The organism is Chitinivibrionales bacterium (assembly GCA_014728215.1).
In the GTDB taxonomy this organism is placed as follows: domain Bacteria; phylum Fibrobacterota; class Chitinivibrionia; order Chitinivibrionales; family WJKA01; genus WJKA01.
On sequence record WJLZ01000093.1, the window covers coordinates 1 to 24,450 of the forward strand.

The 24,450-nt window shown below is 45.3% G+C and carries 35 protein-coding genes, 1 tRNA gene and 1 pseudogene; 35 read left to right on the forward strand and 2 right to left on the reverse strand.

Annotation, left to right across the window (positions count from 1 at the left end; translation table 11 throughout):
- The 32 genes and pseudogenes from tuf to GF401_07455 form a co-directional block, all read left to right on the forward strand.
- A partial coding sequence (gene tuf / locus GF401_07300; GenBank protein MBD3344853.1) for an elongation factor Tu occupies positions 1-187 on the forward strand: 187 nt, incomplete at its 5' end.
- A 10-nt stretch (positions 188-197) separates the two neighbouring features.
- The gene (gene rpsJ, locus GF401_07305; GenBank protein ID MBD3344854.1) at positions 198-506 is read left to right on the forward strand and encodes a 30S ribosomal protein S10; all 309 of its coding nucleotides are present in this window, start codon (positions 198-200) and stop codon (positions 504-506) included.
- A gap of 32 nt (positions 507-538) precedes the next feature.
- A complete protein-coding gene (gene rplC, locus GF401_07310; GenBank protein ID MBD3344855.1) occupies positions 539-1,177 on the forward strand; it encodes a 50S ribosomal protein L3 in 639 nt (212 codons plus the stop codon).
- Between the two features lie 24 nt (positions 1,178-1,201).
- The gene (rplD, locus tag GF401_07315; GenBank protein MBD3344856.1) at positions 1,202-1,831 is read left to right on the forward strand and encodes a 50S ribosomal protein L4; all 630 of its coding nucleotides are present in this window, start codon (positions 1,202-1,204) and stop codon (positions 1,829-1,831) included.
- On the forward strand, positions 1,828-2,118 hold the full coding sequence (locus GF401_07320; protein ID MBD3344857.1) for a 50S ribosomal protein L23: 291 nt from the start codon (positions 1,828-1,830) through the stop codon (positions 2,116-2,118). Before rplD ends, GF401_07320 begins: the two co-directional genes overlap by 4 nt.
- Positions 2,119-2,157: 39 nt before the next feature.
- Positions 2,158-2,994, forward strand: coding sequence for a 50S ribosomal protein L2 (gene rplB / locus GF401_07325; protein MBD3344858.1), 837 nt, complete (start codon positions 2,158-2,160; stop codon positions 2,992-2,994).
- Positions 2,995-3,006: 12 nt separating this feature from the next.
- Positions 3,007-3,294, forward strand: coding sequence for a 30S ribosomal protein S19 (gene rpsS, locus GF401_07330; GenBank protein MBD3344859.1), 288 nt, complete (start codon positions 3,007-3,009; stop codon positions 3,292-3,294).
- A gap of 17 nt (positions 3,295-3,311) precedes the next feature.
- Complete coding sequence (gene rplV / locus GF401_07335) at positions 3,312-3,653, forward strand: 50S ribosomal protein L22 (protein MBD3344860.1); 342 nt, start codon at positions 3,312-3,314, stop codon at positions 3,651-3,653.
- 11 nt (positions 3,654-3,664) lie between these two features.
- Positions 3,665-4,339, forward strand: coding sequence for a 30S ribosomal protein S3 (gene rpsC / locus GF401_07340; protein MBD3344861.1), 675 nt, complete (start codon positions 3,665-3,667; stop codon positions 4,337-4,339).
- A gap of 21 nt (positions 4,340-4,360) precedes the next feature.
- Complete coding sequence (gene rplP / locus GF401_07345) at positions 4,361-4,777, forward strand: 50S ribosomal protein L16 (protein MBD3344862.1); 417 nt, start codon at positions 4,361-4,363, stop codon at positions 4,775-4,777.
- Positions 4,778-4,785: 8 nt separating this feature from the next.
- Positions 4,786-4,989 carry a 50S ribosomal protein L29 gene (gene rpmC / locus GF401_07350; protein ID MBD3344863.1) on the forward strand — a complete coding sequence of 68 codons (204 nt, stop codon included), beginning with the start codon at positions 4,786-4,788 and terminating at the stop codon, positions 4,987-4,989.
- A 26-nt stretch (positions 4,990-5,015) separates the two neighbouring features.
- A complete protein-coding gene (gene rpsQ / locus GF401_07355; GenBank protein ID MBD3344864.1) occupies positions 5,016-5,273 on the forward strand; it encodes a 30S ribosomal protein S17 in 258 nt (85 codons plus the stop codon).
- 49 nt (positions 5,274-5,322) lie between these two features.
- Entirely contained in the window at positions 5,323-5,691 is a 369-nt protein-coding gene (gene rplN, locus GF401_07360; protein MBD3344865.1) for a 50S ribosomal protein L14, read from the forward strand.
- 14 nt (positions 5,692-5,705) lie between these two features.
- Positions 5,706-6,023: a 50S ribosomal protein L24 gene (locus GF401_07365; GenBank protein ID MBD3344866.1), complete on the forward strand. Its 318-nt coding sequence runs from the start codon at positions 5,706-5,708 to the stop codon at positions 6,021-6,023.
- On the forward strand, positions 6,020-6,577 hold the full coding sequence (gene rplE / locus GF401_07370; GenBank protein ID MBD3344867.1) for a 50S ribosomal protein L5: 558 nt from the start codon (positions 6,020-6,022) through the stop codon (positions 6,575-6,577). Before GF401_07365 ends, rplE begins: the two co-directional genes overlap by 4 nt.
- A gap of 15 nt (positions 6,578-6,592) precedes the next feature.
- Positions 6,593-6,778 (forward strand): type Z 30S ribosomal protein S14, encoded by a 186-nt coding sequence (locus tag GF401_07375; GenBank protein MBD3344868.1) that lies wholly within the window; start codon positions 6,593-6,595, stop codon positions 6,776-6,778.
- A 30-nt stretch (positions 6,779-6,808) separates the two neighbouring features.
- Positions 6,809-7,204, forward strand: coding sequence for a 30S ribosomal protein S8 (gene rpsH, locus GF401_07380; protein MBD3344869.1), 396 nt, complete (start codon positions 6,809-6,811; stop codon positions 7,202-7,204).
- A 49-nt stretch (positions 7,205-7,253) separates the two neighbouring features.
- Positions 7,254-7,793 (forward strand): 50S ribosomal protein L6, encoded by a 540-nt coding sequence (gene rplF, locus GF401_07385; protein MBD3344870.1) that lies wholly within the window; start codon positions 7,254-7,256, stop codon positions 7,791-7,793.
- A gap of 25 nt (positions 7,794-7,818) precedes the next feature.
- A complete protein-coding gene (locus tag GF401_07390; protein MBD3344871.1) occupies positions 7,819-8,196 on the forward strand; it encodes a 50S ribosomal protein L18 in 378 nt (125 codons plus the stop codon).
- Between the two features lie 30 nt (positions 8,197-8,226).
- A complete protein-coding gene (rpsE, locus tag GF401_07395) occupies positions 8,227-8,790 on the forward strand; it encodes a 30S ribosomal protein S5 (protein MBD3344872.1) in 564 nt (187 codons plus the stop codon).
- Between the two features lie 2 nt (positions 8,791-8,792).
- A complete protein-coding gene (gene rpmD, locus GF401_07400) occupies positions 8,793-8,984 on the forward strand; it encodes a 50S ribosomal protein L30 (protein ID MBD3344873.1) in 192 nt (63 codons plus the stop codon).
- 25 nt (positions 8,985-9,009) lie between these two features.
- Positions 9,010-9,441, forward strand: a complete 432-nt coding sequence (gene rplO / locus GF401_07405; GenBank protein MBD3344874.1) for a 50S ribosomal protein L15 — start codon at positions 9,010-9,012, stop codon at positions 9,439-9,441.
- Positions 9,434-10,753, forward strand: coding sequence for a preprotein translocase subunit SecY (gene secY / locus GF401_07410; GenBank protein ID MBD3344875.1), 1,320 nt, complete (start codon positions 9,434-9,436; stop codon positions 10,751-10,753). The genes rplO and secY overlap by 8 nt, the downstream gene beginning before the upstream one ends.
- A 34-nt stretch (positions 10,754-10,787) precedes the next feature.
- The gene (gene rpmJ / locus GF401_07415; GenBank protein ID MBD3344876.1) at positions 10,788-10,904 is read left to right on the forward strand and encodes a 50S ribosomal protein L36; all 117 of its coding nucleotides are present in this window, start codon (positions 10,788-10,790) and stop codon (positions 10,902-10,904) included.
- 35 nt (positions 10,905-10,939) lie between these two features.
- Complete coding sequence (gene rpsM, locus GF401_07420) at positions 10,940-11,320, forward strand: 30S ribosomal protein S13 (protein MBD3344877.1); 381 nt, start codon at positions 10,940-10,942, stop codon at positions 11,318-11,320.
- A gap of 26 nt (positions 11,321-11,346) precedes the next feature.
- Complete coding sequence (gene rpsK / locus GF401_07425) at positions 11,347-11,724, forward strand: 30S ribosomal protein S11 (GenBank protein MBD3344878.1); 378 nt, start codon at positions 11,347-11,349, stop codon at positions 11,722-11,724.
- Between the two features lie 4 nt (positions 11,725-11,728).
- The gene (gene rpsD / locus GF401_07430) at positions 11,729-12,352 is read left to right on the forward strand and encodes a 30S ribosomal protein S4 (protein MBD3344879.1); all 624 of its coding nucleotides are present in this window, start codon (positions 11,729-11,731) and stop codon (positions 12,350-12,352) included.
- Between the two features lie 20 nt (positions 12,353-12,372).
- Positions 12,373-13,362, forward strand: coding sequence for a DNA-directed RNA polymerase subunit alpha (locus GF401_07435; protein MBD3344880.1), 990 nt, complete (start codon positions 12,373-12,375; stop codon positions 13,360-13,362).
- 68 nt (positions 13,363-13,430) lie between these two features.
- A pseudogene (gene rplQ / locus GF401_07440) lies at positions 13,431-13,925 on the forward strand (50S ribosomal protein L17).
- A 226-nt stretch (positions 13,926-14,151) separates the two neighbouring features.
- On the forward strand, positions 14,152-15,174 hold the full coding sequence (locus GF401_07445; protein ID MBD3344881.1) for a ketose-bisphosphate aldolase: 1,023 nt from the start codon (positions 14,152-14,154) through the stop codon (positions 15,172-15,174).
- A gap of 170 nt (positions 15,175-15,344) precedes the next feature.
- Entirely contained in the window at positions 15,345-16,277 is a 933-nt protein-coding gene (locus GF401_07450; GenBank protein ID MBD3344882.1) for a hypothetical protein, read from the forward strand.
- 127 nt (positions 16,278-16,404) lie between these two features.
- Positions 16,405-16,481, forward strand: a tRNA-His gene (locus GF401_07455).
- A gap of 81 nt (positions 16,482-16,562) precedes the next feature.
- On the opposite strand, the gene GF401_07460 is transcribed toward GF401_07455, so the two are convergent.
- Complete coding sequence (locus GF401_07460; GenBank protein MBD3344883.1) at positions 16,563-17,399, reverse strand: hemerythrin domain-containing protein; 837 nt, start codon at positions 17,397-17,399, stop codon at positions 16,563-16,565.
- A gap of 187 nt (positions 17,400-17,586) precedes the next feature.
- Positions 17,587-20,559 (reverse strand): transglycosylase SLT domain-containing protein, encoded by a 2,973-nt coding sequence (locus GF401_07465; GenBank protein ID MBD3344884.1) that lies wholly within the window; start codon positions 20,557-20,559, stop codon positions 17,587-17,589.
- A 242-nt stretch (positions 20,560-20,801) separates the two neighbouring features.
- On the opposite strand from GF401_07465, the gene GF401_07470 reads away from it, so the two are divergent.
- The 3 genes from GF401_07470 to GF401_07480 all read left to right on the forward strand — a co-directional run bounded on the left by GF401_07470 (position 20,802) and on the right by GF401_07480 (position 24,436).
- Positions 20,802-21,290, forward strand: coding sequence for a GNAT family N-acetyltransferase (locus GF401_07470; GenBank protein ID MBD3344885.1), 489 nt, complete (start codon positions 20,802-20,804; stop codon positions 21,288-21,290).
- A 107-nt stretch (positions 21,291-21,397) separates the two neighbouring features.
- On the forward strand, positions 21,398-22,030 hold the full coding sequence (locus tag GF401_07475) for a hydrolase (protein MBD3344886.1): 633 nt from the start codon (positions 21,398-21,400) through the stop codon (positions 22,028-22,030).
- 126 nt (positions 22,031-22,156) lie between these two features.
- Positions 22,157-24,436 (forward strand): endopolygalacturonase, encoded by a 2,280-nt coding sequence (locus GF401_07480; GenBank protein MBD3344887.1) that lies wholly within the window; start codon positions 22,157-22,159, stop codon positions 24,434-24,436.
- Positions 24,437-24,450 lie beyond the last annotated feature (14 nt).

Below are 24,450 nucleotides of genomic sequence, written 5' to 3' on the forward strand. Positions count from 1 at the left end.
CCGCACTACCGACGTTACCGGTTCGATTCAGCTTGGCGAAGGTGTTGAGATGATCATGCCGGGAGACAATGCATCGTTGGAAGTTGAATTGATAGCGCCGATTGCGATGGAGAAAGAGCTCCGCTTTGCGATCCGTGAAGGTGGGCGGACGGTTGGCGCCGGTGTTGTAACAGATATTATTGAATAAGGAGTTTGACGTGCCAGGAGAACGCATTAGGATCCGCTTAAAGTCGTTTGATCATAATATACTCGATAAATCCGCAATCGATATAGTTCGTACTGCAAAGGGTACAGGAGCGCAGATTTCGGGGCCGGTACCGCTTCCTACAGAGAAGACGATCTATACTGTATTGCGTTCACCGCATGTTAATAAGAAATCACGCGAGCAGTTTGAAACTCGTGTTCACAAACGATTGATTGACATACTCGAATCTACTCCCCAAACGGTCGATTCGCTGATGCGGCTCGATCTTCCGGCCGGAGTTGATGTCGAAATTAAAGTATAACGCTCAGATAAAAAAGGTAAAGCAGGCACTATATTATGCAAGGATTAATCGGAAAAAAAGTGGGAATGACCAGGCTGCTCGATAAAGAGAGTGGGCATGCTATTCCTGTCACGGTTATTAAAACTGCGACCAATATCGTACATCAGATAAAGACCGAAAAAAATGATGGTTATACTGCCGCTCAGCTGGGTTTTGATAGCTGTCCTGAAAAGAAGGTAAAAAAAGCTTTGCAGGGACATTTCAAAAAACACGGTAGTGCTGCGACACGGGTTATCAAAGAATTTGTCATGGATGAAAGTGATGCTGAGTTGAAACCCGGTCAGACCATTGGTATCGAAGTATTTGAAAATATCAAGTATGTTGATGTTACCGGTACTTCAAAAGGACGTGGCTTTACCGGAACAATCAAACGCCATAACTTTCAGCGCGGCCGTGAAACGCATGGTAATACCAATCACCGTGAACGTGGTTCGCTTGGCGCCGGCACTTATCCTGCAAGGGTTTTTCCCGGTGTAAAGATGGCGGGGCAGTACGGCTCAGAAAAGACCACTATCAAGGGGCTGGAGCTTGTTGGTACGGATAAAGAAAACGGTCTTCTGTATATAAAAGGAGCAATCCCGGGTGCGAACAAAGGGGTTGTAGTGATCAGAAAAAACAATTCGAAGAAATAAAAATTGCAACGAGGTTTACAGAACATGAAAGCCAAAGTTTTTACCGGTGATGGAAAAGAAAAGGGTGCAATTGATTTGCCGGAGTCTGTTTTTAATGCTCCCATCAACGAAACTCTTCTTCATCAGGTAATCACCTCTTATCAGGCAAATGAGCGCCAGGGGACGGCAAAGGCCAAGACCCGTGCCGATGTCAGTGGCGGTGGTGCAAAGCCCTGGCGGCAAAAGGGCACCGGACGGGCCCGGGCCGGATCGAATGCCTCGCCGATATGGGTCAGAGGGGGCAAAGCCTTCGGTCCACAACCCAGAGATTATTACGGCACCATTCCGAAAAGAATGAGAAAAATTGCTCTGAAATCGGCACTGAGTTCACGAGCGAAGGAAGAAAAAGTCTTTGTTATCGATTCCATCGAATGTAATGAGCCGAAAACGAAAATTATGGAGCGACTTATCAAAGCGCTTGCCCTGAACGGCAAAAAAAATCTCGTGGTTACGGCAAAGGATAACAAATATATTTACCTGGCGAGCCGGAATATCCCGTGGCTTGAAGTAAAGCCATTGGCCGAGATTAATGCGCTTGATGTCATTAAGAGTGAAAATATAATCTTCGGCTCTGAGCAGCTTGTGACAGAGTTGGAAGGAGCGGTTAAATCGTGAGCAAATATCACAAAATAATCCAGAGCCCCTCGATTACCGAAAAAAATACGAATCTGCGTACCGTGCAGAATAAGTATGTGTTTGAGGTCGACAAGGGAGCGTCAAAAGCGGAAATCAAAGAGGCTGTCGAAAAGATCTTTGAAGTTAAGGTTGAAAAAGTAAATACCATGATTGTCAAAGGCAAAAAGAAACGGATGGGACGGTTTTCAGGATATCGTTCTGATTGGAAAAAAGCACTGGTAAAACTGGCTGATGGGGAAACGATTCAGCAGTTTGGTGAAGTATAAGTGAATAGAATTACTTTAGAATAAATCAGCGGAGAATGCATGGGTATCAAATCATATCGTCCGACTACTCCGACCTTACGGTATAAAACGTCAAGCGATTTCAGCATGGTGACGACGGATGAGCCGTATAAGCCATTGCTTGTCGCCAAGAAGCGGGGGAGCGGGCGCAACAATACCGGACGGATAATGGTTCGTCATCGGGGTGGCGGCACCAGGCCACATTATCGGATTGTCGATTTTAAAAGAAACAAATTTGGTGTTCCCGGGATCGTAGAAACAATCGAATACGATCCGAACCGTACTGCCTACATTGCTTTGATCAAGTATGTTGACGGCGAACGGCGGTATGTTCTTGCCACGGCCAATATGAAAGTCGGCATGAATATCATGTCGGGTGAAGATTGTGAAATTGCTGAGGGGAATCATATGCCGATCGGCAAAATTCCTGTGGGCACCATGGTTCACAATATCGAGCTTCGCAAGGGAAAGGGAGGCCAGATCGCCCGCAGTGCCGGGGCCTATGCCGAAATTTTTGCCAAAGAAGAGAATATGGTTCAAATCAAATTCCCTTCAAGTGAAATACGGAATGTTCATGAAAACTGCATGGCCACGATCGGTCAAGTAAGTAATGCCGAATACAGCAACATCGTTATCGGTTCTGCCGGACGGACCCGTCATAAGGGATGGCGGCCGAGGGTGCGCGGTGTTGCAATGAACCCCGTCGATCATCCAATGGGTGGTGGCGAAGGAAAAGCTTCCGGCGGTGGTCATCCCGTATCACCCTGGGGACAGAAAGCCAAGGGACTCAAAACTCGAAAAGCGAAAAAAAGTTCAGATAAATTTATTGTCAGAAGAAGAAGAAAGAAAAAAAGCTGAAGGAATTAATATATGGCGCGTTCTATTAAAAAAGGCCCGTTTGTTGATGACTTTTTAACCAAAAAAGTCGATCAGATGAATAGCTCCGGTCAGAAAAAAGTCATTAAGACATGGTCTCGTCGCTCGACTATTCTTCCCGAATTTGTAGGGCATACCTTTGCTATTCATAATGGAAACAAGTTTATCCCGGTTTATGTTTCTGAGAATATGGTTGGACATAAACTGGGAGAATTTGCACCCTCTCGTCAGTTTCGTGGTCATAGTGGTCATTTAAAATCCGATAAATCGGCTAAACATTAATTCAACGGAGAGTAAGTGTGGAAGCACAGGCTACATTGAAATACGCAAGAACTTCACCCCGAAAAGCACAGCTTGTTGCCGATGCTATCAAGGGTAAAATGGTGGGTGAAGCACTCAGCATGCTCGACTTAAGCATTAAAAAGAGTGTTGCTCACGATATGGCAAAGGTGGTCAAGGCTGCGGTTGCCAACATGCAGAGCAAGAATACTGAAACAAATATCGATGTCGACGATCTGCGGATCGGTGACGTGCAGGTCGGTCAAGGGCCGAGCATGCGCCGGTTTCGTGCCAGGGCACAGGGGCGAGTCGGTCAGATTATCAAGCGAATGTGCCATATCACCGTCAAGGTAATGAACTAAGGAGGATCAGTTTGGGTCAGAAAACACATCCTGTCGGCATTCGGTTGGGAATTAATAAATCCTGGAATTCCAATTGGTATGCCAAAGAACATTTTGCAGATTATCTCTATGAAGATGTTCTTATTCGTCGCTATTTGCAGAAACGGTTGGAAAATGGTGGCATAGCGATGCTTAAAATCGAACGTACAACAAAAAAGATTATTGTTAATATAAATACATCGCGGCCGGGTATTATTATCGGAAAAAAGGGCGAACAGGTAGAACGTCTCAAAGGAGAATTGCAGCATCTGACGCAAAAAGAAATCCAGGTGAATATCAAGGAAGTGAAAAAGCCTGAAATGGATGCACAGCTTGTTGCCGACAATATAGCTCGTCAGGTAGAGAAACGAATATCATACAAAAAGGCAATAAAAAAAGCGATATCCACAGCCATGCGGATGGGCGCTGAAGGTATTAAAGTTACTGTCGCAGGACGTCTGAATGGCGCTGAAATCGCCCGTGTGGAAACTTTCAAGGAAGGGAGAATTCCCCTGCACACACTTCGTGCGGATATCGATTATGCGACCAGGGTCTCACATACGACCTATGGATGCATCGGTTTGAAAGTATGGATATGTAAAGGTGAAGTTATCCGTCGCAGCGAAAAGCTTGCTGCAAAGAACAGAGAAGAAGCTCCGGTCGCTTAATATCGGAAAGGAATTCAGATTATGTTGGCGCCAAAAAAGGTGGGTTGGAGAAAACAGCAGCGTGGTCGAATGAAAAGAGCCGCCACCCGGACCAATACGTTATCGTTCGGGGAATACGGCATGCAGGCGCTTCAGCCGGCATGGATTGACAGCAGGCAAATTGAAGCGGCTCGTGTGGCAATGACCCGTTTTATTAAGCGAGGTGGAAAAATCTGGATCAGAATTTTTCCGGATAAGCCTTATACAAAACATCCTGCCGAATCACGGATGGGAAAAGGAAAAGGTGCTCCCGAAGGATGGGTTGCCGTTGTCAGGCCCGGTACCATTATGTTCGAAATGGCCGGAGTAAAATCCGATCTTGCGCGGGAAGCAATGCGTCTTGCAGGACACAAATTGCCCTTGAAAACAAAATTCGTCGAACTTGAAAAGATAGGCTGAGAACTATGATGAAGGCCAAAGAAATACGAGAATTATCGCCGGTTGAGATCGAAACAAAAATAGAGGGTCTGGAAGAAGAATTGTTTAATTTGAGATTCCAGGCTAAATTAGGACAATTGAGTAATCCGGTTAGAATGCGTCACGTTCGTCGTGAAATAGCCTGTGCAAAAACTATTTTGAACGAACAGAAACAGGCTCAAGCAAAATCATAATAACACTTTGATAACAGGAACAGTGCATGGCTGAAAGAAACAGTAGAAAAATCAGAATAGGAACTGTTGTAAGCAACAAGATGGATAAAACCATTATTGTCAATGTGCAGCGGCAGCTTGTTCATCCGAAATATGGAAGAACCGTTCGGTTGAGCAAAAAATACGTTGCCCAGGACACGGACAATCAATGCACCATCGGTGATAAGGTAAGAATTATCGAAACCCGTCCCTTGTCCAAGACAAAGCGGTGGCGGCTGGGTGAAGTGCTTGAGAAGGCAAAATAGACAATATACTACTATATAAAACGGATACAACTATCAGGAAAGAACGGTAATGATCCAAGTTCAGACAAATTTGACTGTTGCAGATAATTCCGGAGCTAAAAAAGCCCAGTGCATACGAATACTCGGCGGTACCCGTCGACGGTACGCACGAGTGGGTGATGTCGTTGTGGTGGCGGTAAAAGATGCCATACCTAATTCGCAGGTTAAGAAGGGCTCAGTCGCCAAGGCGGTCGTTGTCAGGACATCAAAGGAATATGGACGGAAAGACGGCACCTATGTGCGGTTCAGCGACAACGCTGCTGTCATTATCAATGATGCCGGAGAGCCGCGCGGTACCCGTATTTTCGGACCGGTAGCCAGGGAACTCCGGGAAAAAAAGTTTATGCGAATTGTTTCACTTGCACCAGAAGTTTTATAAGCGAGGAGTGACCAATGCCTTGTCGACTAAGAAAAAATGACATGGTTCAGATTATAAGCGGAGAATATAGAGGACAAACCGGGAGAATTATTAAAATCGATCCCAAAAAGAAGACTGCGCTTGTTGAAGGTAAAAATATTGTTAAGCGTCATACCAAGCCGAATCCAAAAAATCAACAGGGCGGTATCCTTGAAAAAGAAGCGCCGATTCATTTGTCAAACCTCATGCTTATGTGTTCCAAAACCGGAAAACCGACCAGAGTCGGCGTTCAGGTTTTAGAAAACGGCAAACGGGTTCGCTTTTCCAAAAAAGCTAAGGAGATGGTAGATTGAGCGACAAAAAAACAACACCGCGATTAGAGACAAAATACAAAGAGGAAGTCGTTCCTGCTCTCAAGGAACGGTTGAATATCAAGAATGTCATGAAGGTTCCGAGAATTCAGAAAATTGTTGTTAATATTGGCGCAGGAAGAGCAACGTCGGAACCAAAGCTTCTCGATGAAGCGGTAATGACAATTCGGGATGTTACCGGCCAGAAACCGGTGATTACTCGTGCTAAAAATGCTATTTCCAATTTTAAACTCCGGAAGGGAAATTCTATTGGCGCCAAAGTCACCCTTCGGCGGGATATGATGTACGAGTTTTTCGACCGTCTGGTATCAATCGCCATTCCACGAATGAGAGATTTCAGAGGACTTTCACGACGTTCCTTTGATGGTAACGGCAATTATAATCTTGGCGTAAAAGAGCAGATTATTTTTCTTGAAATCGATCGTGATAAAATAAGCCGGATTTCAGGTATGGATATTACAATCTGCACTTCCGGCAGCACTGATGAGGAGGGGTTGGCCCTTCTCGAAGAAATGGGAATGCCCTTTAGAAAATAACCGCAGGAGCTGAATGTGGCAAAAAAAGCATTGATGGAAAAACAGAGAAAAAAACCGAAATTCGGAGTACGGGCATATAACCGGTGCAGGCGATGTGGCCGGTCGAGAGCGTACTTGCGCAGGTTCGGAATATGTAGAATTTGTTTCCGGGAAATGGCCCTAAACGGTATTATTCCCGGTGTGGTGAAATCAAGCTGGTAATCCAAGCATGTGTAAGGGAGAAAAAACAGAATGTTGACCGATCAGATTGCAGATATGTTTTGCAGGGTTAGGAATGCAATCCAGGCTCAGAAACGAACCGTTTCTGTTCCCGGCTCAAACGTAAAAAGAGAAATCACCCGGATTCTTTATGAAAACTTTTTTATAAGCAAATATGCCTATGTTGATGACGGCAGGCAGGGAGAAATAAAAATCCTGTTGAAATACGACGACAACATGGATTGTGCGATTCAGGGAATCAAAAGAGTGAGCACTCCCGGACGAAGGAAGTATTCTTCATCAAAAGAACTTCCAAAGGTGCTCAATGGTATGGGAATCGCGATCGTATCGACATCGAGCGGTTTAATGACCGACAGAGAATGCAAAAAAAAGAATGTTGGTGGTGAAGTTCTCGGTGTTGTTTGGTAAAAAAAGTAGTAAGTGGGAATAATAAGAAGCCATATTCAGGAGAATAATTTTGTCTCGTTTAGGAAAGCTACCGGTAGTTATCCCCGATGGGGTTGAGGTAAAAAAAGAGGGACGCTCTGTTGTTGTAAAGGGGCCCAAAAGCAGGCTCACACAGAATGTTTCCGAGAAAATCAATGTTGAAATCAAAGACAAGGAGGTCATTCTTTCGCCTGTCAGTGAAGATGGCGAATTGAAAGCCGAATGGGGATTGTATCGCGTGTTAATCAACAATATGGTCACCGGTGTCTCAACAGGATTTCAGCGGGTACTCGAAATTATCGGTGTGGGATATAAAGCCGAATTAAAGGGAAATGATCTGAATATATCGGTCGGTTATTCGAAACCGGTTCTTTTCAAGGCCGTTGAAGGGGTTACGTATAAAACCGAGGGGCCGACTAAGATTATCATTGAAGGTGCCGATAAGCAGAAAGTTGGACAGGTTGCCGCCAATATCCGGGCAATCAGACCACCGGAACCATATAAGGGGAAAGGCATTCGTTATCAAAACGAATATGTACGAAGAAAAGCCGGAAAGAGTGCTGCAAAATAACCATTATCAATAAAGAGTAGCGATTATGAACAGAGCCAAAGCCAGAATTATTGAGCGCAAAAAGCGTGCATTTCGCATTCGTAAAAAAGTGTATGGTACTTCCGATCGCCCGCGGCTGAGTATCCGCCGGAGTCTTAATCATATTTATGCTCAGATTGTTGATGACTCCAGACAAGAGTCTTTACTTCAGGTGGGGAGTTCGACGAAAGATATTGTTGAAAAATTCGAACAATTAAAAAGTAAGTCAAAGATCGATGTATCCCGCCTTGTGGGGGAACTTGTTGCTGAAAAGGCCAAGGAAAAGGGTATACAGCGTGTCGTATTTGACCGGAAGGGTTACCGGTATCACGGTCGGGTGCGCGCTCTGGCTGAGGGAGCTCGTTCTGGCGGGCTCGAGTTTTAATAAGAGCATATTGCGAAAGGAATTTACATCTTGGCAAAAGAAGAATCATTAGGACAGTTTCAGGAACAGCCGGAATTGAGTGAACGCCTCATTTCGGTAAACCGGGTTGCGAAAGTTGTCAAAGGCGGCCGTCGGTTCGGTTTTAACGCCCTGGTTGCCGTTGGTGACAGCAAGGGGAAAGTGGGCATTGCTTTAGGAAAGGCAAATGATGTAACCGAGGCGATTAGAAAAGCTGTTGAGAACGCAAAGAAGCGGCTCGTCACGGTTAACCTTGTTGATGGGACAATTCCCCACGAGGTATTAGGTCACTTTGGGGCCGGGAAGGTTTTACTGAAACCTGCGGCGCCTGGAACCGGTGTTATCGCCGGTGGACCTGCCCGTGCCGTACTGGAATTGGCTGGCGTTCATAATATTCTGACAAAATGTATAGGTACCACTAATTCCCATAATGTAGCAAAGGCTACCATGGAAGGTCTCACGCGGTTGAGAACATGGAATGATGTTAAAAAGCTGCGCCAGATGCCGGTGGTCGAAAAAACTGAAGAAAAAGCTCCCGAACAAAGTGCCGAAAAAGTTGCCGAAAAAGAGGAATAAATATGGCAAAGAAATTAAAAATCACTCAGGTTAAAAGTGCTATCGGAAGATTCAAAAATCAGAAGCTGACGATCAAGGCCCTTGGGATAAGAAAAAGGGGACGGTCGGTTATTCATACCGATTCTCCGAGTATCAGGGGAATGATCAGAACAGTGCAGCATTTAGTTGATATTACGGAAGTTGAAGGAGAGTAATGTGCTTGGTCTTAATAATTTAACTATATCGAAAAAGGCTCGAAAGCCCGCCAATCGTGTCGGACGCGGACAGGGAAGTGGTAATGGGACAACCTGCGGTTATGGAAATAACGGTGCAAAGGCACGGAGTGGAAGAAAGCATAAGCTCTACTACGAAGGTGGTCAGACACCTCTGTCACGCCGTATTCCGAAGAAGGGCTTTAAGCACGAGAGAAACGTGATTTACCAGATAGTAAATCTTCAGGCTATAGAAAAAATAGAATCTTCAGATAAGGAAATCGATACGGAATGGCTCTTTAGCAACGGATTGGTTCGTTCAAAAGAGCTTCCGGTGAAAATACTGGGACAGGGCGAGATATCAAAAAGCCTGGTGGTCAAGGCTCATTCCTTTTCGGATTCTGCAAAAGAAAAAATTGAAAAGGCTAAAGGGAAAGTTGAGGTTTTGACCATTGCTTGAGACGTTCTTGAATATATTTCGTGTTCCCGAACTGCGTAAACGTATAGGATTCACCGTTTTCATGATATTTATTTATCGTGTAGGGGGTCATATTCCGACACCGGGAATCAATCCGCAGGTTCTGGGCGATTTTCTCGCTAATGCCCAGAATACACTTTTTGGACTTTACGATATGTTTGTCGGCGGTTCATTCAGCCGGGCAACTATCTTTGCATTGGGAATCATGCCCTATATCAGTGCATCAATTATTATGCAGCTTCTTGGTACGGTATTCCCATATATAAATAAATTACAGCGTGAAGGTGCGGAGGGACGGAAAAAAATCACACAATTTACCCGTTACCTGACCTTAGCCCTTTCATTTTTTCAGGCCATTGCGATCAGTATTTGGCTGCAGAATATCACGTCACCTATAACCGGGCAGACAGCGGTACTTCCCCAGCTTCTGGGAATAAAATTTACCCTTCTGACTGCAGTGAGTCTTACCACCGGTACCATATTCATTATGTGGCTTGGTGAACAGATAACCAATCGGGGAATAGGGAACGGAATATCGTTAATCATATTTATTGGTATTGTTGCTCGCCTTCCCGATGCTATATTTGGCGAAATCCAGCAGATTCAGGCTGGAACCCGTCATCCGTTTTCAGCGCTTCTGGTTCTGGCAATCGTATTGATTATGACTGCCTTTATTATCATGATGTATCAGGCTACTCGTCGTATTCCCATTCAAACACCGAAACGGGTGGTAGGCAACAAAATGTATGCCGGTCAGAACACGGTTCTTCCGCTGCGCCTTCTGATGGCCGGTGTCATTCCCATGATATTTGCGTCATCGTTGATGTTTTTTCCCAGCGTTTTGAGTTATTTCTTTCCAAAATCGGAGCTGGTAGAAAATTTTGTCGGTCTTTTCGCTCCCGGTCGTCCGGTTTATTCCATTCTCTATGCACTGATGATTATCTTTTTTACCTATTTTTATACTGCAATTATTTTTAACCCGGTTGATATTGCCGAGAATCTCAAACGAAGTGGGGGATTTATTCCCGGTATCAGACCCGGCAAAAAAACCGCCGAATTTCTCGACAGAGTACTTACCCGTATTACACTGCCGGCATCGATATTTCTGGCTTTTATTGCAATCGTTCCCTTTTTGTTCATGGGAACATTAAAAATATCGTTCTTTTTCGGCGGCACCAGTGTGCTTATCGTTGTGGGTGTAGCACTCGATACACTGCAGCAGCTTGAATCACACTTGCAGACCCGCAACTACGAAGGATTCATGAAGAAGGGGCGGCTACGGGGAAGGCGTTAATAGCATCCCGAGTGACATGTAAAGGAGTTTGATTGTGAAAGTAAAGGCATCGGTAAAAAAAATGTGTAAGGAATGTAAAATCATAAAGCGCAGAGGCGTTATCAGAGTTATTTGTTCAAAGAGTCCCAAGCACAAACAGCGGCAGGGCTAAGGCCGGGATTACTTCTTTGAGAGGAGGCATGAGTTTTGGCACGTATTGCAGGAGTTGACGTTCCGAATAACAAGCGAAGCGAAATCGCTTTGACGTACATATACGGTATCGGGCATATATCGTCGGTAAAAATCCTTGAGAAAGCCGGAATTGATAAAAATATCAAAATCAAAGAGCTTTCGGAGGAACAGCTTGATCATATCCGAAGGATTATCGACGCAGAATTTGAGGTTGAAGGTAATTTGCGGACACAAAACCGCATGAACATCAAGCGTTTGATGGATATCGGTTGTTACCGCGGACTCCGTCACCGGAGAAGTATGCCGGTGCGAGGTCAGCGGACTCGGACAAATGCCCGTTCAAGGAAGGGTCCGAAGAAGACGATCGCCGGTAAGAGAAAAGCACCGGGCAAATGATAATTATTCAAAAAGGACAGGATTGAATGAATAAACCCAAAAAGACAAAGAAGAAGGCTGATTCGGAAGGTGTTGCTCACGTTCGGGCGACTTTCAACAATACGATAGTCAACATTACCGATACGCGGGGCAATGTTATATGCTGGGGAACACCGGGAAAGGCCGGGTTTAAAGGTTCCCGTAAGAGCACTCCCTTCGCAGCCGGAATAGCAGCTGATTCTGTGGGTAAAACAGCATATGATGCCGGTGTTCGGCGGATTGAAGTCCATATCCGTGGCGCCGGGAACGGTAGGGAAGGTGCTATTCGTGCGCTGGCATCTGCCGGTCTGAAAATTACGGCAATTAAAGATTTTACTGCAATTCCACATAACGGGTGTCGACCACCTAAAAGGAGAAGGATATAAGTATATGGCAGTTTATCATGGTCCGCGATGCAGGCAGTGCCGCAGAGAGGGGCAGAAGCTCATGCTTAAGGGCGAGCGCTGCAAAACAGAAAAATGTGCCTTTGAGCGACGGCCTTTTCCTCCGGGCATGCGGACAAAAAAGAGGAGAAGAACTTCCTCCGAGTATGACCAACAGCTTCGGGAAAAGCAGAAAATTCGCCGCATGTACGGCGTTTTAGAAAAACAGTTTCGTCTCTATTTTAAACATGCCGCCCGGAGAGAGGGCGTTACCGGAGAAAATCTTCTCAGAATACTTGAGATGAGACTCGATAATGTAGTATACCGAATGGGATTTTCACCATCGCGGTCGAGCGCTCGACAGCTCGTATTACACAATCATTTCCTCGTCAACAACAAAAAAGTTAATATACCTTCATGTCAACTCAAGGAAGGTGATGTTGTGCTGGCACAGGAAAAAAGCAAAAGCCTCGACACCATTCACAATGCTCTGCGTATTACAAAGGATATTCCCGAGTGGGTGTCGATCGATAAAGTTAAATTAAGCGGGACTGTTCTCAGAGAGCCTGATCGCAGTCATATGCCTGCAGATGTGCAGGAACAATTAGTTGTTGAACTTTACTCCAAATAGTGAGAGGAGTGACGGTATACATGAAGTGGAAAAGCTTACTCATGCCAAAAGGCATTCAGATCGAAAACCCGGACAAGATCCCGAATTTCGGCAGAGTAATTGTAGAGCCTCTGGAGCGTGGTTGGGGCCACACGATCGGAAATTCACTCAGACGAATTCTGCTGTCCTCGCTGCAGGGCGCAGCTGTTGCTTCGGTGCGTATTGATAGTGTCGTTCATGAATACTCGACCGTTGAAGGTGTTCGTGAAGACATTACCGATATAATTCTCAATATAAAGCAATTACGGTTGAAGCTTCTTTCTGATGAAGACGCCATATTGAGACTCGATGTCAGTGGTGAAGGAGAAGTCAAAGCTGGCGATATCGAGCAGAATCCCGATGTTCAGATTCTCAATCCCGATCTACATATTGCGACAATTAACAGTGATGCAAAACTCAAAATAGAGATGCGTGTCTCCGACGGGAGAGGGTATGTCCCGGCAGAGCAGAATAAGCGTGAAGACGATTCCATCGGTACGATTCCTATCGATGCAATGTTCTCACCGGTCGTTCGGGTAAATTATGTTATCGAAAACACCCGTGTTGGTCAGCGTACCGATCTCGACAAAATCATTATGGAAATCTGGACCGACGGCAGTCTCTCGGTTGAAGATTCTATGGGATATGCTGCAAAGCTGCTCTATGATCATCTGGAAATTTTCATTAACTTTGAGGGTGAACTGGAACCGCTTTCAGAGAGCCCTGCCGATGAAAAAACAGACCGACTTCGCCAGTTGCTCAAGATGCGGGTGGATGAACTTGAGCTTTCTGTACGCTCGAACAACTGTCTTAAGGCAGCGAATATCCATACTCTTGCCGACCTGGTTCGTAACCAGGAGTCGGATATGTTGAAATACAAGAATTTCGGAAGAAAATCGCTGATCGAACTGAACCAGGTGTTGTCAAATCTCGGCCTTTCATTCGGTCTTGATGTCGATCGCATCATGGGGCAGGAAAAAGAATCGGCATAAAGGACTTTAAGTAATAGAATACAGCATAAGTAAATCACGATTATTTACGTAAAGAAAAGGCATATTTCATGCGTCATTTGAAATCAGGGAGAAAACTGAACCGTACGGCAAGTCACCGGCGGGCAATGCTGTCCAACCTAGCAGTATCGATACTGGATAAGGAGCGGGTTGTTACCACCCTTGCAAAGGCAAAAGAAGTTCGCGGTGTTGTGGAACGCCACATTACCTATGGTAAACGCGGCGGCATGCATTCCCTTCGCCTGGCTGCAAGGACAATAAAAGATAAAAGCCTTCTGAAAAAACTCTTTGAAGATCTTGCGGTTCATTTTAAAGACAGGGAAGGCGGTTATACGCGCATAATAAAGACCACCGAGCGAAAGGGTGATAACGCGCTTATGGCCATTATCGAGTTGGTGGGCAGGACCGGAACAGAGCCTGTAAAGAAGAAGAAAAAGAAAAAACCGACGAAAAAAGCGCCCAAAACACCGGCGGCGGTTGAAAAAACCGCAGCAGAAGAAAAAGTTACTTCCGAAGAAAAACCTTCACCTGAAGCTTCTGAAAAAATAGAAAAAAATAAAGAGACTTCGAAGAAAGAAGCTCCCAAGGAAGAGGCTCGGTCGGAAACCGAAGAAAAAGCCGCACCGGCAAAAAAGGCTGCTGCAAAAAAGAAAGAAGAGACCGAAGAGAAGGCATCTGAAAAGAAAACCGAGGAAAAATATTCGGATTCAGATAAAAAGAATTCATCAACAAAGAAAACGGCTGTCAAGAAGTCAAAGGAGAAAGAATAATATGTCACTCGTTCCGATGAAACTGATTCTCGATGAAGCCAATAAGGGCGGTTATGGTGTTGGAGCATTTAATGTTAACAATATGGAACAGCTCCAGGCGATTTGTGATGCTGCAAATGAAACAAGTTCACCTGTTATTATTCAGGTGAGCCGGAATGCTCTGAAATATGCCGATAAAGGCCTGCTTTCTGCAATGGTGCGATATATGGCCGAAGAAAAGTATCCTCACATTCCCATGGCGCTTCATCTCGATCATGGTCCTGATATCGAAACCATCAAAGAGTGTGTTGATCTGGGATTTACCTCGGTTATGATTGATGGTTCTCTCGATTATTCCGCCAAAGATGAAAAAGGCCGTCACCCGGCACGTTCCTTTGAAGATAACGTTAAGATAACCAAAGAAGCCGTTGCTATTGCCCATGCAGCAGGCGTAAGTGTAGAGGGAGAAATCGGTACCCTCGGCGGTATTGAAGATGATACCGTTGCCGGTGCGGTCCATCTGACTGAACCTGAAGAAGCTGAAGAATTTGTTAAACAGACCAAGGTGGATGCTCTGGCTCTTGCAATCGGAACATCTCACGGCGCCTACAAGTTTCCCGTAGGAACTGAAATCAAGCTTGCTCTGGATATTGTTGATGATTGCCACAAACGGACTCCCGATATCGCTCTTGTTATGCACGGCAGCTCATCGGTACCCAAGCAGATGGTTGATGAAGTCAACAAGTTCGGCGGAAAAGTACCGAATGCAGTTGGTGTTCCCACCGCCATGATTCAGGATGCTATCAAGCGGGGAATGCGCAAGGTTAATATTGACACTGATGGTCGATTGGCGATTACCGCCGCGATCAGAAAGGTATTTGTCGAAAAACCCGACAAATTCGATCCCCGTGCCTACCTCGGACCTGCACGTGAGGCTGTAAGAGTCTGGATTGTTGAAGAAATGAAAGCCTTCGGCACCGCTGGGCATGCGGGTGACTACAAACCTGTATCCCTTGAAGATATGAAAAAGTTATATGCCGGTTAATAAACAGGCACAGTACTAAGTAATTTAGAGGCATAATGGACTGTTACATTATGCCTTTTCTTGATTTTCCCCCTAATGTTAGCGTATTTTTTTATGTAAGCCCGGTAATATCGTAAAGCTTTGCGGCCGGTGTGAGTGGTAATTGTCGATTTCTTGTCTGGAGGCATTTAATGATTAAACGCGCTTTTGTTTTTGGAGTTCTGGTATTTTTCCTTTCTAATGCCTGGGCCCAGGTAGTATCCTTTAATTCACCAACCGCATGGCTTACGCAACGAAAGGATAATTTTACTGCCAAAATGCAGTTCGATACTTCAAAAGTGGTAAATAAAAGAGTTGATGTTGTATTGTATACGGTTAAGGACGGTAAAGAAAAAAGAGTGACATCAAAATCGATCACCATAAAAGATTATTCGCAGGATATTGACCTCGGATCAGTCGGAATCGAACAACTGGGTGGTGAAAATTATGCTAAGATATACTGGTCGATACGGGACACGACCTTAAAGGGGACTATCGCTCCCATTGGTATAGTATCGCTTGATAATTTTGATGAAAAACCGAAAATAAAGACTGCAAAAGTTTCCCAAACCGACGATCTTGCTTCTATTGTAAAAGCGGCTTCCGGAAAGACCGTGACAGTTGGTGATAATGACTATGGTCTTGCCTGGAACCAGACAGAACTGATAATCTGCGGAAAAAAGCCGGAGGAAACCAGAGAGATTACTTTTACCTTTGACGGCAAAAATGCGAAAAACGGGTTTTTAGCCTATGCCGATAAGTTCATAACCTATTATTCGAATAAAGATTCACTGGCTGCGTATCATTATACACGGTCTTTTCGAGGCGACAGTATCGCCTATGAGAAAAAGAAATGGCATAACAAGATTGTTATGCAGGATGACGGCAGCGATTTTGCAATACGAATTCCCTGGAGCGATTTGGGAATGGCCCCGCCCTTTGCCGGTAAGGAAAAGGGATTTCGCATGGCAGGTTTCTCAATATTTGTTGCCGGTTCGGAAGGCAAGCAGATTGCGAATTTCCCTGAACAGGCCCAAAGAAAACTTCCCGGCTCATGGGCTAATATGCAATTGAGTGCCGAATGATAATGAAGGCACGCGAAGAGAGATAAAAATTGTTTTATCCTTTTGTTGTTCGCTAGATAATATTTATTTTCTTAAGTTCATACCCCGTTCAGCGGGATCGGATTCCGAATTTCGAGTTTAACTCACGGTGGGTGTAGTTCAATTGGTTAGAGCACTGGATTGTGGTTCCAGTTGTTGTGGGTTCAAGTCCCATCACCCACCCCAAAAAAGCCCGATTAACTTAATCGGGCTTTTTTAATTGGAGTTTTGAAATCGGTAAAGAACAAGAACTATTTCAATGGCGGTTCAGCTCGGGACAGGTGCAGGGGTGACTGCCGCCAGATCCTGTATCTCCAGCTGTTTTTCAATCGAGGCGATTTCTTTTACTACACCTTTGAAACCTTTTTCGCCCAGAAGGCGATGTTCTTCTTTTTCGAAACTTTCACCCATTTTTTTGACGCCTTCACTTCCCAGTAGTGCATAGAGCGCAGGGAAAAGCTCTGTATCTTCTCGTGCCATATGAGGACGGTACATTCGCACATATTCGGTACATGCCGAGGACAGTTCTTTGTAGGACGTTTCCGGCAATGTCCGACCGCTGGAAAGGGAGAGTATCCTGTCGGTTACCCCACGTCCTGCTTCATGATGATTTTCCAGTATAGAAACCATATCGGTAAGGGTGTTTTCTTTACTGAATTCGGGGAAAATGAACTGTTCTTCCAGTTTTTCGTGATAGTTTTCCACAAAACTTCTCGCAATGCGGGCTGTTTTGCCGATTACACCGGAGGGTACCGTTATATTGGCTTCGAGCCGTCTTGCACATTCTTCATAAATGAGAAGGAGTCGTTCAAGAACGCCATGTTCTCTCATGAGATCTTCAGGCGCAGATAAATCGACATCAATTTCTTCGCTCTCTTCTTCTTTCTTTTTTGTAGCCCGCTTGATACCATAGAGCGAACCAAGTGCTGATACGCCGAAAATACCCGACCCGATTAGAACTTTTTTTCTGATTTTTGATCCATCCGCCACTCTTTTTGGTAATGATGTTGCAGATTTAAGAATTTTGTTCGCAATTCCGCCAAAAAAACCGATAGTTGTACGGGAAAAATTTCCAATAGGGGAGAATAGAGAAGAACGTTTCATAGGTAGTTACCTTTCAAAAAAGCCTGAAACAGGCAGATGGAATATTGTTGCCGGTACGTTCGGAATTTCCGATACAGAATAGAAGGCTCCGTCGTACTTACCTGTAATGATTCTGAGGTAAGAAGATGCAAATATTATTCCAAAAAGAAAGGTTGGGGTATATGTTGCTGCCGGCAGTAAATTATCTCTACCAAGTGATGCCTTCTCGAATGCAGATTTGGGCTTTTCTTGCGATATTCCAGCTTGTGAAACGATCGGCATAGAGCCATCGATACACTGCAATAGTCAGGAGTACTTTGCGTGTATAATGGCGGGTCTGGCCGAATTTCATGCAGCCGAGAACCTCATCCCATGTCATGCTGTCACTATGCGCTACCCATTGTTCAACATTAAACGGGCCACCGTTGTATGATGCAACAGCCAGGGGTATATTACCGTCAAACTTATCCAGAAGTTGTTTTAAATACCAGATTCCATAACGGATATTAGTGTGCGGATTATAAAGGTCACAGCGATGGGGCGATGTATCCGAACAGCAGCAAGCGATACGTTCTGCTGTCAGAGGCATTATTTGCATGAGCCCGGTAGCGCCAACCGGACTGACAGCTTCTGCATTGAACCGGCTTTCGGTCCGCATAACAGCAAGGGCGATCTCAAAGGGAATGCCTATCGAGTCGGCAACCTGCCGTATTTCTTTGTAATAGGCAAGGGGATAGAAAATGCGGCGGCGATATTCAGTGGAGACAATGCTTTCCGGGGCATTCATGAGATGTTTTACAAAGAAGACATAAGCCGTATAATGACAGTTCAACTCGGTTAATAGGTCGGTGAAAATCCTGGCGCGCGGAGGGGTTATCCAGGCTACTGCAGTTTTCTGTCGAAGCAGTAATCCCCTCCGCTCCAGGGAATCGAGAATTTTATCTCTTCGGTGTTGTTTTTCCTTATCTCGTTCGATGGCGGTGACTGGAGGTGTCGATGAACTGTTGACCTTTCCGGAAACCATGGTACGATTTTTCTGATTGGTATCATGCGCTGGGATTTTTTGCAAAACAGCGGTTGATTCAGCCGGACTGCTACTGCTGTCAATCGTCAGGGTATCGAGCATCGCACAATGCCGAATAAATGATTTAAGCTCGAATGCTGCACGGTTCCGTTCATTGAATCTGATCCACACAATCGCTTTCTGGAGTGAGGGGAAATTTTCGATAATGCCGCCGGTATCTTTTTCCAGTCGTTTCAGGAGCTTCATGAGTCGTTCATAGCCCGGTTCCTGGTTGGAGTGCCCCTTCATCATGATACCTTCATTAAAACAGGTCGGATCATAAATACCCGAAATGCTGTCCGACCGGAAAACAAAATCTTTCCAGCACTTTTCTTCGAGGCTGTCCTGGAGGGTTTCATCGATTTCATACTGAGCTGAGGAGACAGTATCGGTAAGAATCCCCTGTGCGATAGTGGTAGTTGTTGATTCGGAAAGGGCAGACCCGGCCATGATTGGCCGGATAGTGTCATGCGTGGAAACAGTATGGTTAGGTAAACAGGAAGAGATTTTAGGAGTTGATTTGCCTCGTCTGAAGTTAATATCAACGGAGTCTTCAAATTGGGGAATATCGGATTCCAAAGCGATAAGCTGTTGAGATGCGGCAAGTCTGTGCCAGGTAAAGAAATCATTTTCTGCCAGTTTTTCATATATCGAACGTGCTTCACTATTGCGACCCAATTTGTGAAGGCAGCGGGCTTTCCAGTATTGCGCTGTAGTGCGATACGTCCTTGTATTCTTCAACGTATCAAAGAGCGTCAATGCCTTTTCATGGTCTGATTTGAGATAATACATCCACGCTTCCATCCACCGCATGGTCCATCGACTTCCGGGATAACGTGCATAAATATCACGATATCGATCTATTGTTTTCAGTGCCCGGTCATAATTCTGTTTATGACAATAAATCCATACAATTTCATGGGGTGCCCGCCTGGCATAGGTCGAATTGTCAAAACTTTCAATTATATACCTGAATGCCATAATCGCTTCGGTGGATTTGCCTGCCCGCAAACGGCACCGGGCAATATACCACCAGCATCGCTGGAGAAGTTTCCGGTCCTTTGTTTCGTTGCTGATTTTCTGAAATAGCTTTTCTCCTCTGTCATATTGTTGCATCCGGTAAAAGGAAAATGCCCGATTAAAATAGAGCCAATGGTCGAATTTGCTGCCGGGGTCGACGTTCTCTTTTTGCCGTCTCGTCTCGGTCAGCCTGATGATTTCCGGATATGCCTGGATATTTCGCAGCTGTAGAATATATGATTTAAATGCATGCCGGCTGGAAGGCTCATGGCGTATACCTCGCTGAGCCAGTTGTTTGAGACGGGACCGGCATTGCGCATGCATTCCTATGGCCGAACCGTCAAGAAGTCGTTCCGACAGAATTGCAGCTTCCCTTTTGAAACACCGCATTTTTTTGAAGGCGCCGGTTTTTAGCCGTTGCAAGTCCTTATTGATGCCCGAAAAGCGATAATCCTGTTCAAGAGGTTCTTTCTCGAGGCTGTCGATTGTTTTGAGCACATACTGGGCATCGTCGTTGTGGAGCCGGCATTGTAATGCACCGAGCAGTGCTTCAGAATAGAGATTACTCTGAGGATATTCTTTCAAAATATTTTCGAAGCTGTACAGTGCTTTAGGATAATCCTTCTGAGACATGCGAATTTCGGCAAGAATGATGCGCAAATGATCGCTGATAGTTTTGAAACCGGGCATTGCCTTTTTAATAAAGACAGCTGCCTGCGGATATTTTTCAAGTTTAACACAGCAGAGAGCGCCCATGAGATGGGATCTGGAATACCAGGCACGGGCCTCGGGCCTGACAGCCAGCGTATCAAAATACTGGAGCGCCTTTTCCCATTTGCTATCCCCGTATGCCACTATGGCTTGCCGGAATACACTATCGATCAATTCCAAAGAGGGGTTTTCGGGCAAAGAAAAGGATAGGGTATCAACGTCATTTTCAATATCGGCTTGATGCAATGAACTGCCACCGCTGGTCTTATGTTTCCGGGCTGATATGTCTGATCGTCTTTCGCCAATAGGTCCGGTCGGTGTGGCCCAAAGGTATGCCGCCGTTATAACAATAGCTATTTTAACCAGGCAAAGGGAATTTTTAATCATATTTGTATCCACTGCGAGTAACTCCGAATATTTTATATAAATAACGCTAAACCCCGCAGTTTTTTGCCGGGTTACTGTTCTTTTTTGCCACTGATAGGTTGGAATGGGTGCCTTAACTCCAGAAAGGCATTTATATTATACCCCCGAATGGAAATATTTACAAGTCAAAATCTTAAAAAAATTATTTTGGAGAATATGCATCAAAAACAGGAATTATTATACTGGAGAGGCGAAATTCAACGATGGATATGATCAGCCTTAAGCCTCTGGACCAGGAGCATATCGATGAGGCTGCACATTTTGTGGGCCTGGTCATGAATCCTGAAGAACGTGAATATGCTTATCGCACCCTGGTTTTTCATTTCGGATGCAGGAACAGCGGTTATGATGATGGCCGTTTGTACTATATGTGGCAAAAGGACGGTTCTATTTGCGGATTAGCCGGGCTACACCGCTATGTATGGGGGCCAATGGAGAATGCCTGGCTCGGATGGTTCGGAATTGCACAAAACCTCCGGAGAAAAGGATTTGGCAGAATAGTGATGCAATCTGTAGAGAATAGAGCCGTCAAAGTGGGTATTCGTAAGCTTTTCATCGAAACCTATTCCAGTCCTGAATTTGCCGCTGCCCGGGCTTTTTACGAAAATGTCGGTTTTGCCCTCTCCGGCAAGATCCCCGATTACATGCCGGATGGCGCTGCATTGCTGGTTTATTATAAAAGGCTGTGGTGAAGAGGGGGGATGAAAGTAGAAAGAAGGATGAACAAAACGGCATGATCGGGCTGCGGCTATCGGTGAATTATATTTTATTGGTCTAATTTCCAACTCGAGGAGTTTTCATGAAAAGGGTTCTCTGTTACGGTGATTCCAATACCTGGGGCTATAATCCATCAACCGGCGGTCAATATTCCGATGATGAGCGGTGGGCGGGAGTGCTGCAGGAAGAACTCGGGCGTGGATTTACTGTGATAATCGAGGGACTCAATGGACGCACCACCATGTATGATGATCCCTTTGAAGGTGCTCATAAGAATGGTCGGACCTATTTGCCGGCATGTATCGAATCCCATAAACCACTTGACCTTGTAATAATTCTTCTCGGTACCAACGATTTGAAAACCCGGTTTCATGCAGCACCGATCGATGTCGCTCAGGGGGCGGGTATGCTTGCCGGCATAATCCAGGCGAGTGATGCTGGCCCCCGGGGAGTGGCTCCCCAGGTGCTGCTCATTGCCCCACCTCCCTTTGAAAAACTCACTGGATTTGCTGATAACTTCGCTCAGGGTGAAGAAAAATCACGGCATCTCACCCGATTTTTCAAACAGGTTGCAGATAGTCGCCGGTGTCACTATCTCGATGCAGGCGAATTTATTGTTTCAAGTCCGATAGATGGAATCCATTTGGATGCGACCGAACATCGCACGTTGGCTGAAACGGTGGCTGATACGATGAAATCTATTTTTTCAGAATAATGTTAACGAAAATTAAAAAAAATAATCCCATTCTTGTTATTAATTGTTTAAGTTACTATTTATATTAATTACACCGAATTCTGTTTTGATGTTTCGAGTGTGGAGTTTTTTTGAGGGGGTATATTCATGTTGAGTTGGAGCTTTTGTGCCTGCAGAAGGATCGGTTTCTTTGGTTCAATAATTTTTTTATCCTCTATCGTGTGGGGAGAAAATATTGTTTTTCCTCCTGATGCCGGTGTGGTTGATGTTACACAAGCACCGTTTAATGCACCGAATGATGGAGTAGGGGATGCCACCGATGAGATTCAGCTCGCCATCAACACCTGCGCAAATAAAAGCGTGATAATCTACTTTCCCAATGGAACTTATAATATTTCCGGTACGCTGAAATGGGGGACAGATGATGTCTCTATTCCCAACCCTTTGTATGATGAAACTAATAGCACCGACCCGTGGGCCCGGGATGAAACACTCGAGCCCAAGAATGAGATTACTCTTCAGGGCCAGAGCATGGACGGCACGATTATCCGGCTTCCGAGCGGTACATTTACCAATCCCGATGATCCCAAGGCAATGGTGCTTACCGGTTACGAGCCTGCCCAAAGGTTTAGAAACTGTATTCGCAATATGACCTTTCTTGTTGAGGGATCCAACGAGGGAGCTATCGGAGTACAGTTTAATGCGAGCAATACCGGCATGATGGAATATGTCAAGATTATTTCCGAAGACCGTCAGGCCCACATTGGTCTGGATATGTCATTCACCGGCCAGATCGGTCCCTGCCTGGTAAAAAAATGTTTTGTTGACGGATTCAAAGTTGGCATACAGACTGCACAAACTGCAATCAACAGTATAACATTCGAGCACATTACTATCCAGGATCAGGTTGAAGCCGGTTTTCTCAACCTTGGCCAGACAGTCAGTTTGCGAAAACTGACAAGCACGAATAACATTACCGCCGTTGAGAACAGCGGTGTTGGTTTCATGGTGATTCTCGACAGTGATTTGACCGGATCAGGATCTACAGCTTCATCGGAGCCTGCTATCCTCAATAAGGGTGACAATTCGATGATTTTTGCCAGAAATATTCGTACTCAAGGTTACAGCCGGGCCATTACCAATGAAGCGGGAAATCTGAATGATGTCAATGGTGCTGATGTTGATGAATTTACATCCCATGACCCTCTTTCACTTTTCGATCAGGACCCGGTACGATCACTCGGGCTTACCATTGAAGAGCCACCGGAGATGGAGTGGGAGACCGATTTCAGTCAATGGGCAAATGTTGAAGATTACGGTGCTCATCCGGATGACGGGGTTGATGATGCCACTGGGATTCAGGCGGCAATCGATGCCGGGATGCCGATTGTTTATCTTCCCCACGGACAGGGTGGGACCTATAATCTTGATGCCGATTCCCAGATTGTGATCAGAGGAAATGTAAAGAGAATTATCGGCTGTTCGACTATATTTGAAAAGCAATTCAGTATGGACATTACCCCCGCTTTCAGATTGGGCGATGATCTTGTCAATGATGTTGTTATGGTTGAGCGGATCGATATTCCCACGGCAATTCCCAAAGGCTATCTGCTGGATTTCAATTCGAGCAAAACCTTGGTAATGAAAAGCACCGGCATGAATATAAAAGCTCAGGGGAATGGCAAAATATTTCTTGAAGATCATGGAGCCTTGCAGTGCCGGTTTGAACGGGGGGTCAAAGTATGGGCCCGTCAGCTGGATGTTGAAAATGATGAGCTTTCCTCTGAATTTATGGGTAAAATTCTCAACAGCAATGCACAATTGTGGATACTCGGTCTGAAAACCGAACGTGACGGAGTGATCATTCGAAACAGGTTTGGTGCGATGACCGAACTTCTCGGCGGATTTTCTTATACGACCCATGATCCGAGGCATGCACCGATGTTTACCAATGAAAACTCGGCCGTTTCAATCGTCTTTTCAGAAATTGGGGGAAGAGGCACATATGACACCCTCGTGGGTGAACTCAGAGTGTGCAACACTGGATGGGTCAGGGGCGAGGATGCTCCCGTTAGATACGGGGGTTCGCATAGTATCCCGCTCTATGCAGGATACTGCGTTGATGCCAACAATAACCCCGGTTCGTGTGGTCCATGCCCGAAAATCGATGTGAAACAGGCGTTAGTTCATGCCGATGGTAATTTTCCCTTTGTTCCTTCAAAAATGGCTGCTCCCCTGATGACCACTATTACAATTCCCGGAGGAGCAGAAGTCCTGCGTATTTTCGATCTTCAGGGAAGAAAGCAATGGGAAACTGTCGTTTCCGGTAAAGCAAATGCAAAAGTTATGATTCCCGCAGAAATCGCAAAGGGTATTGCAATTATCCGATTCGAATCCGGGCAAACAGCCGGCTCAAAACGGAAATAGGGTAGCGGGTTTCC

Excerpts from the sequence above, each read along its gene's own strand:
- rplD (MBD3344856.1), top strand. The coding sequence starts at position 1,202 with ATGAAAGCCAAAGTTTTTACCGGTGATGGAAAAGAAAAGGGTGCAATT.
- rplB (MBD3344858.1), top strand. The coding sequence starts at position 2,158 with ATGGGTATCAAATCATATCGTCCGACTACTCCGACCTTACGGTATAAA.
- rpsS (MBD3344859.1), top strand. The coding sequence starts at position 3,007 with ATGGCGCGTTCTATTAAAAAAGGCCCGTTTGTTGATGACTTTTTAACC.
- rplP (MBD3344862.1), top strand. The coding sequence starts at position 4,361 with ATGTTGGCGCCAAAAAAGGTGGGTTGGAGAAAACAGCAGCGTGGTCGA.
- rpmC (MBD3344863.1), top strand. The coding sequence starts at position 4,786 with ATGAAGGCCAAAGAAATACGAGAATTATCGCCGGTTGAGATCGAAACA.
- rpsQ (MBD3344864.1), top strand. The coding sequence starts at position 5,016 with ATGGCTGAAAGAAACAGTAGAAAAATCAGAATAGGAACTGTTGTAAGC.
- rplN (MBD3344865.1), top strand. The coding sequence starts at position 5,323 with ATGATCCAAGTTCAGACAAATTTGACTGTTGCAGATAATTCCGGAGCT.
- GF401_07365 (MBD3344866.1), top strand. The coding sequence starts at position 5,706 with ATGCCTTGTCGACTAAGAAAAAATGACATGGTTCAGATTATAAGCGGA.
- rpsH (MBD3344869.1), top strand. The coding sequence starts at position 6,809 with ATGTTGACCGATCAGATTGCAGATATGTTTTGCAGGGTTAGGAATGCA.
- GF401_07390 (MBD3344871.1), top strand. The coding sequence starts at position 7,819 with ATGAACAGAGCCAAAGCCAGAATTATTGAGCGCAAAAAGCGTGCATTT.
- rpmD (MBD3344873.1), top strand. The coding sequence starts at position 8,793 with ATGGCAAAGAAATTAAAAATCACTCAGGTTAAAAGTGCTATCGGAAGA.
- rpsK (MBD3344878.1), top strand. The coding sequence starts at position 11,347 with ATGAATAAACCCAAAAAGACAAAGAAGAAGGCTGATTCGGAAGGTGTT.
- rpsD (MBD3344879.1), top strand. The coding sequence starts at position 11,729 with ATGGCAGTTTATCATGGTCCGCGATGCAGGCAGTGCCGCAGAGAGGGG.
- GF401_07435 (MBD3344880.1), top strand. The coding sequence starts at position 12,373 with ATGAAGTGGAAAAGCTTACTCATGCCAAAAGGCATTCAGATCGAAAAC.
- GF401_07445 (MBD3344881.1), top strand. The coding sequence starts at position 14,152 with ATGTCACTCGTTCCGATGAAACTGATTCTCGATGAAGCCAATAAGGGC.
- GF401_07450 (MBD3344882.1), top strand. The coding sequence starts at position 15,345 with ATGATTAAACGCGCTTTTGTTTTTGGAGTTCTGGTATTTTTCCTTTCT.
- GF401_07460 (MBD3344883.1), bottom strand. The coding sequence starts at position 17,399 with ATGAAACGTTCTTCTCTATTCTCCCCTATTGGAAATTTTTCCCGTACA.
- GF401_07465 (MBD3344884.1), bottom strand. The coding sequence starts at position 20,559 with ATGATTAAAAATTCCCTTTGCCTGGTTAAAATAGCTATTGTTATAACG.
- GF401_07470 (MBD3344885.1), top strand. The coding sequence starts at position 20,802 with ATGGATATGATCAGCCTTAAGCCTCTGGACCAGGAGCATATCGATGAG.
- GF401_07475 (MBD3344886.1), top strand. The coding sequence starts at position 21,398 with ATGAAAAGGGTTCTCTGTTACGGTGATTCCAATACCTGGGGCTATAAT.
- GF401_07480 (MBD3344887.1), top strand. The coding sequence starts at position 22,157 with ATGTTGAGTTGGAGCTTTTGTGCCTGCAGAAGGATCGGTTTCTTTGGT.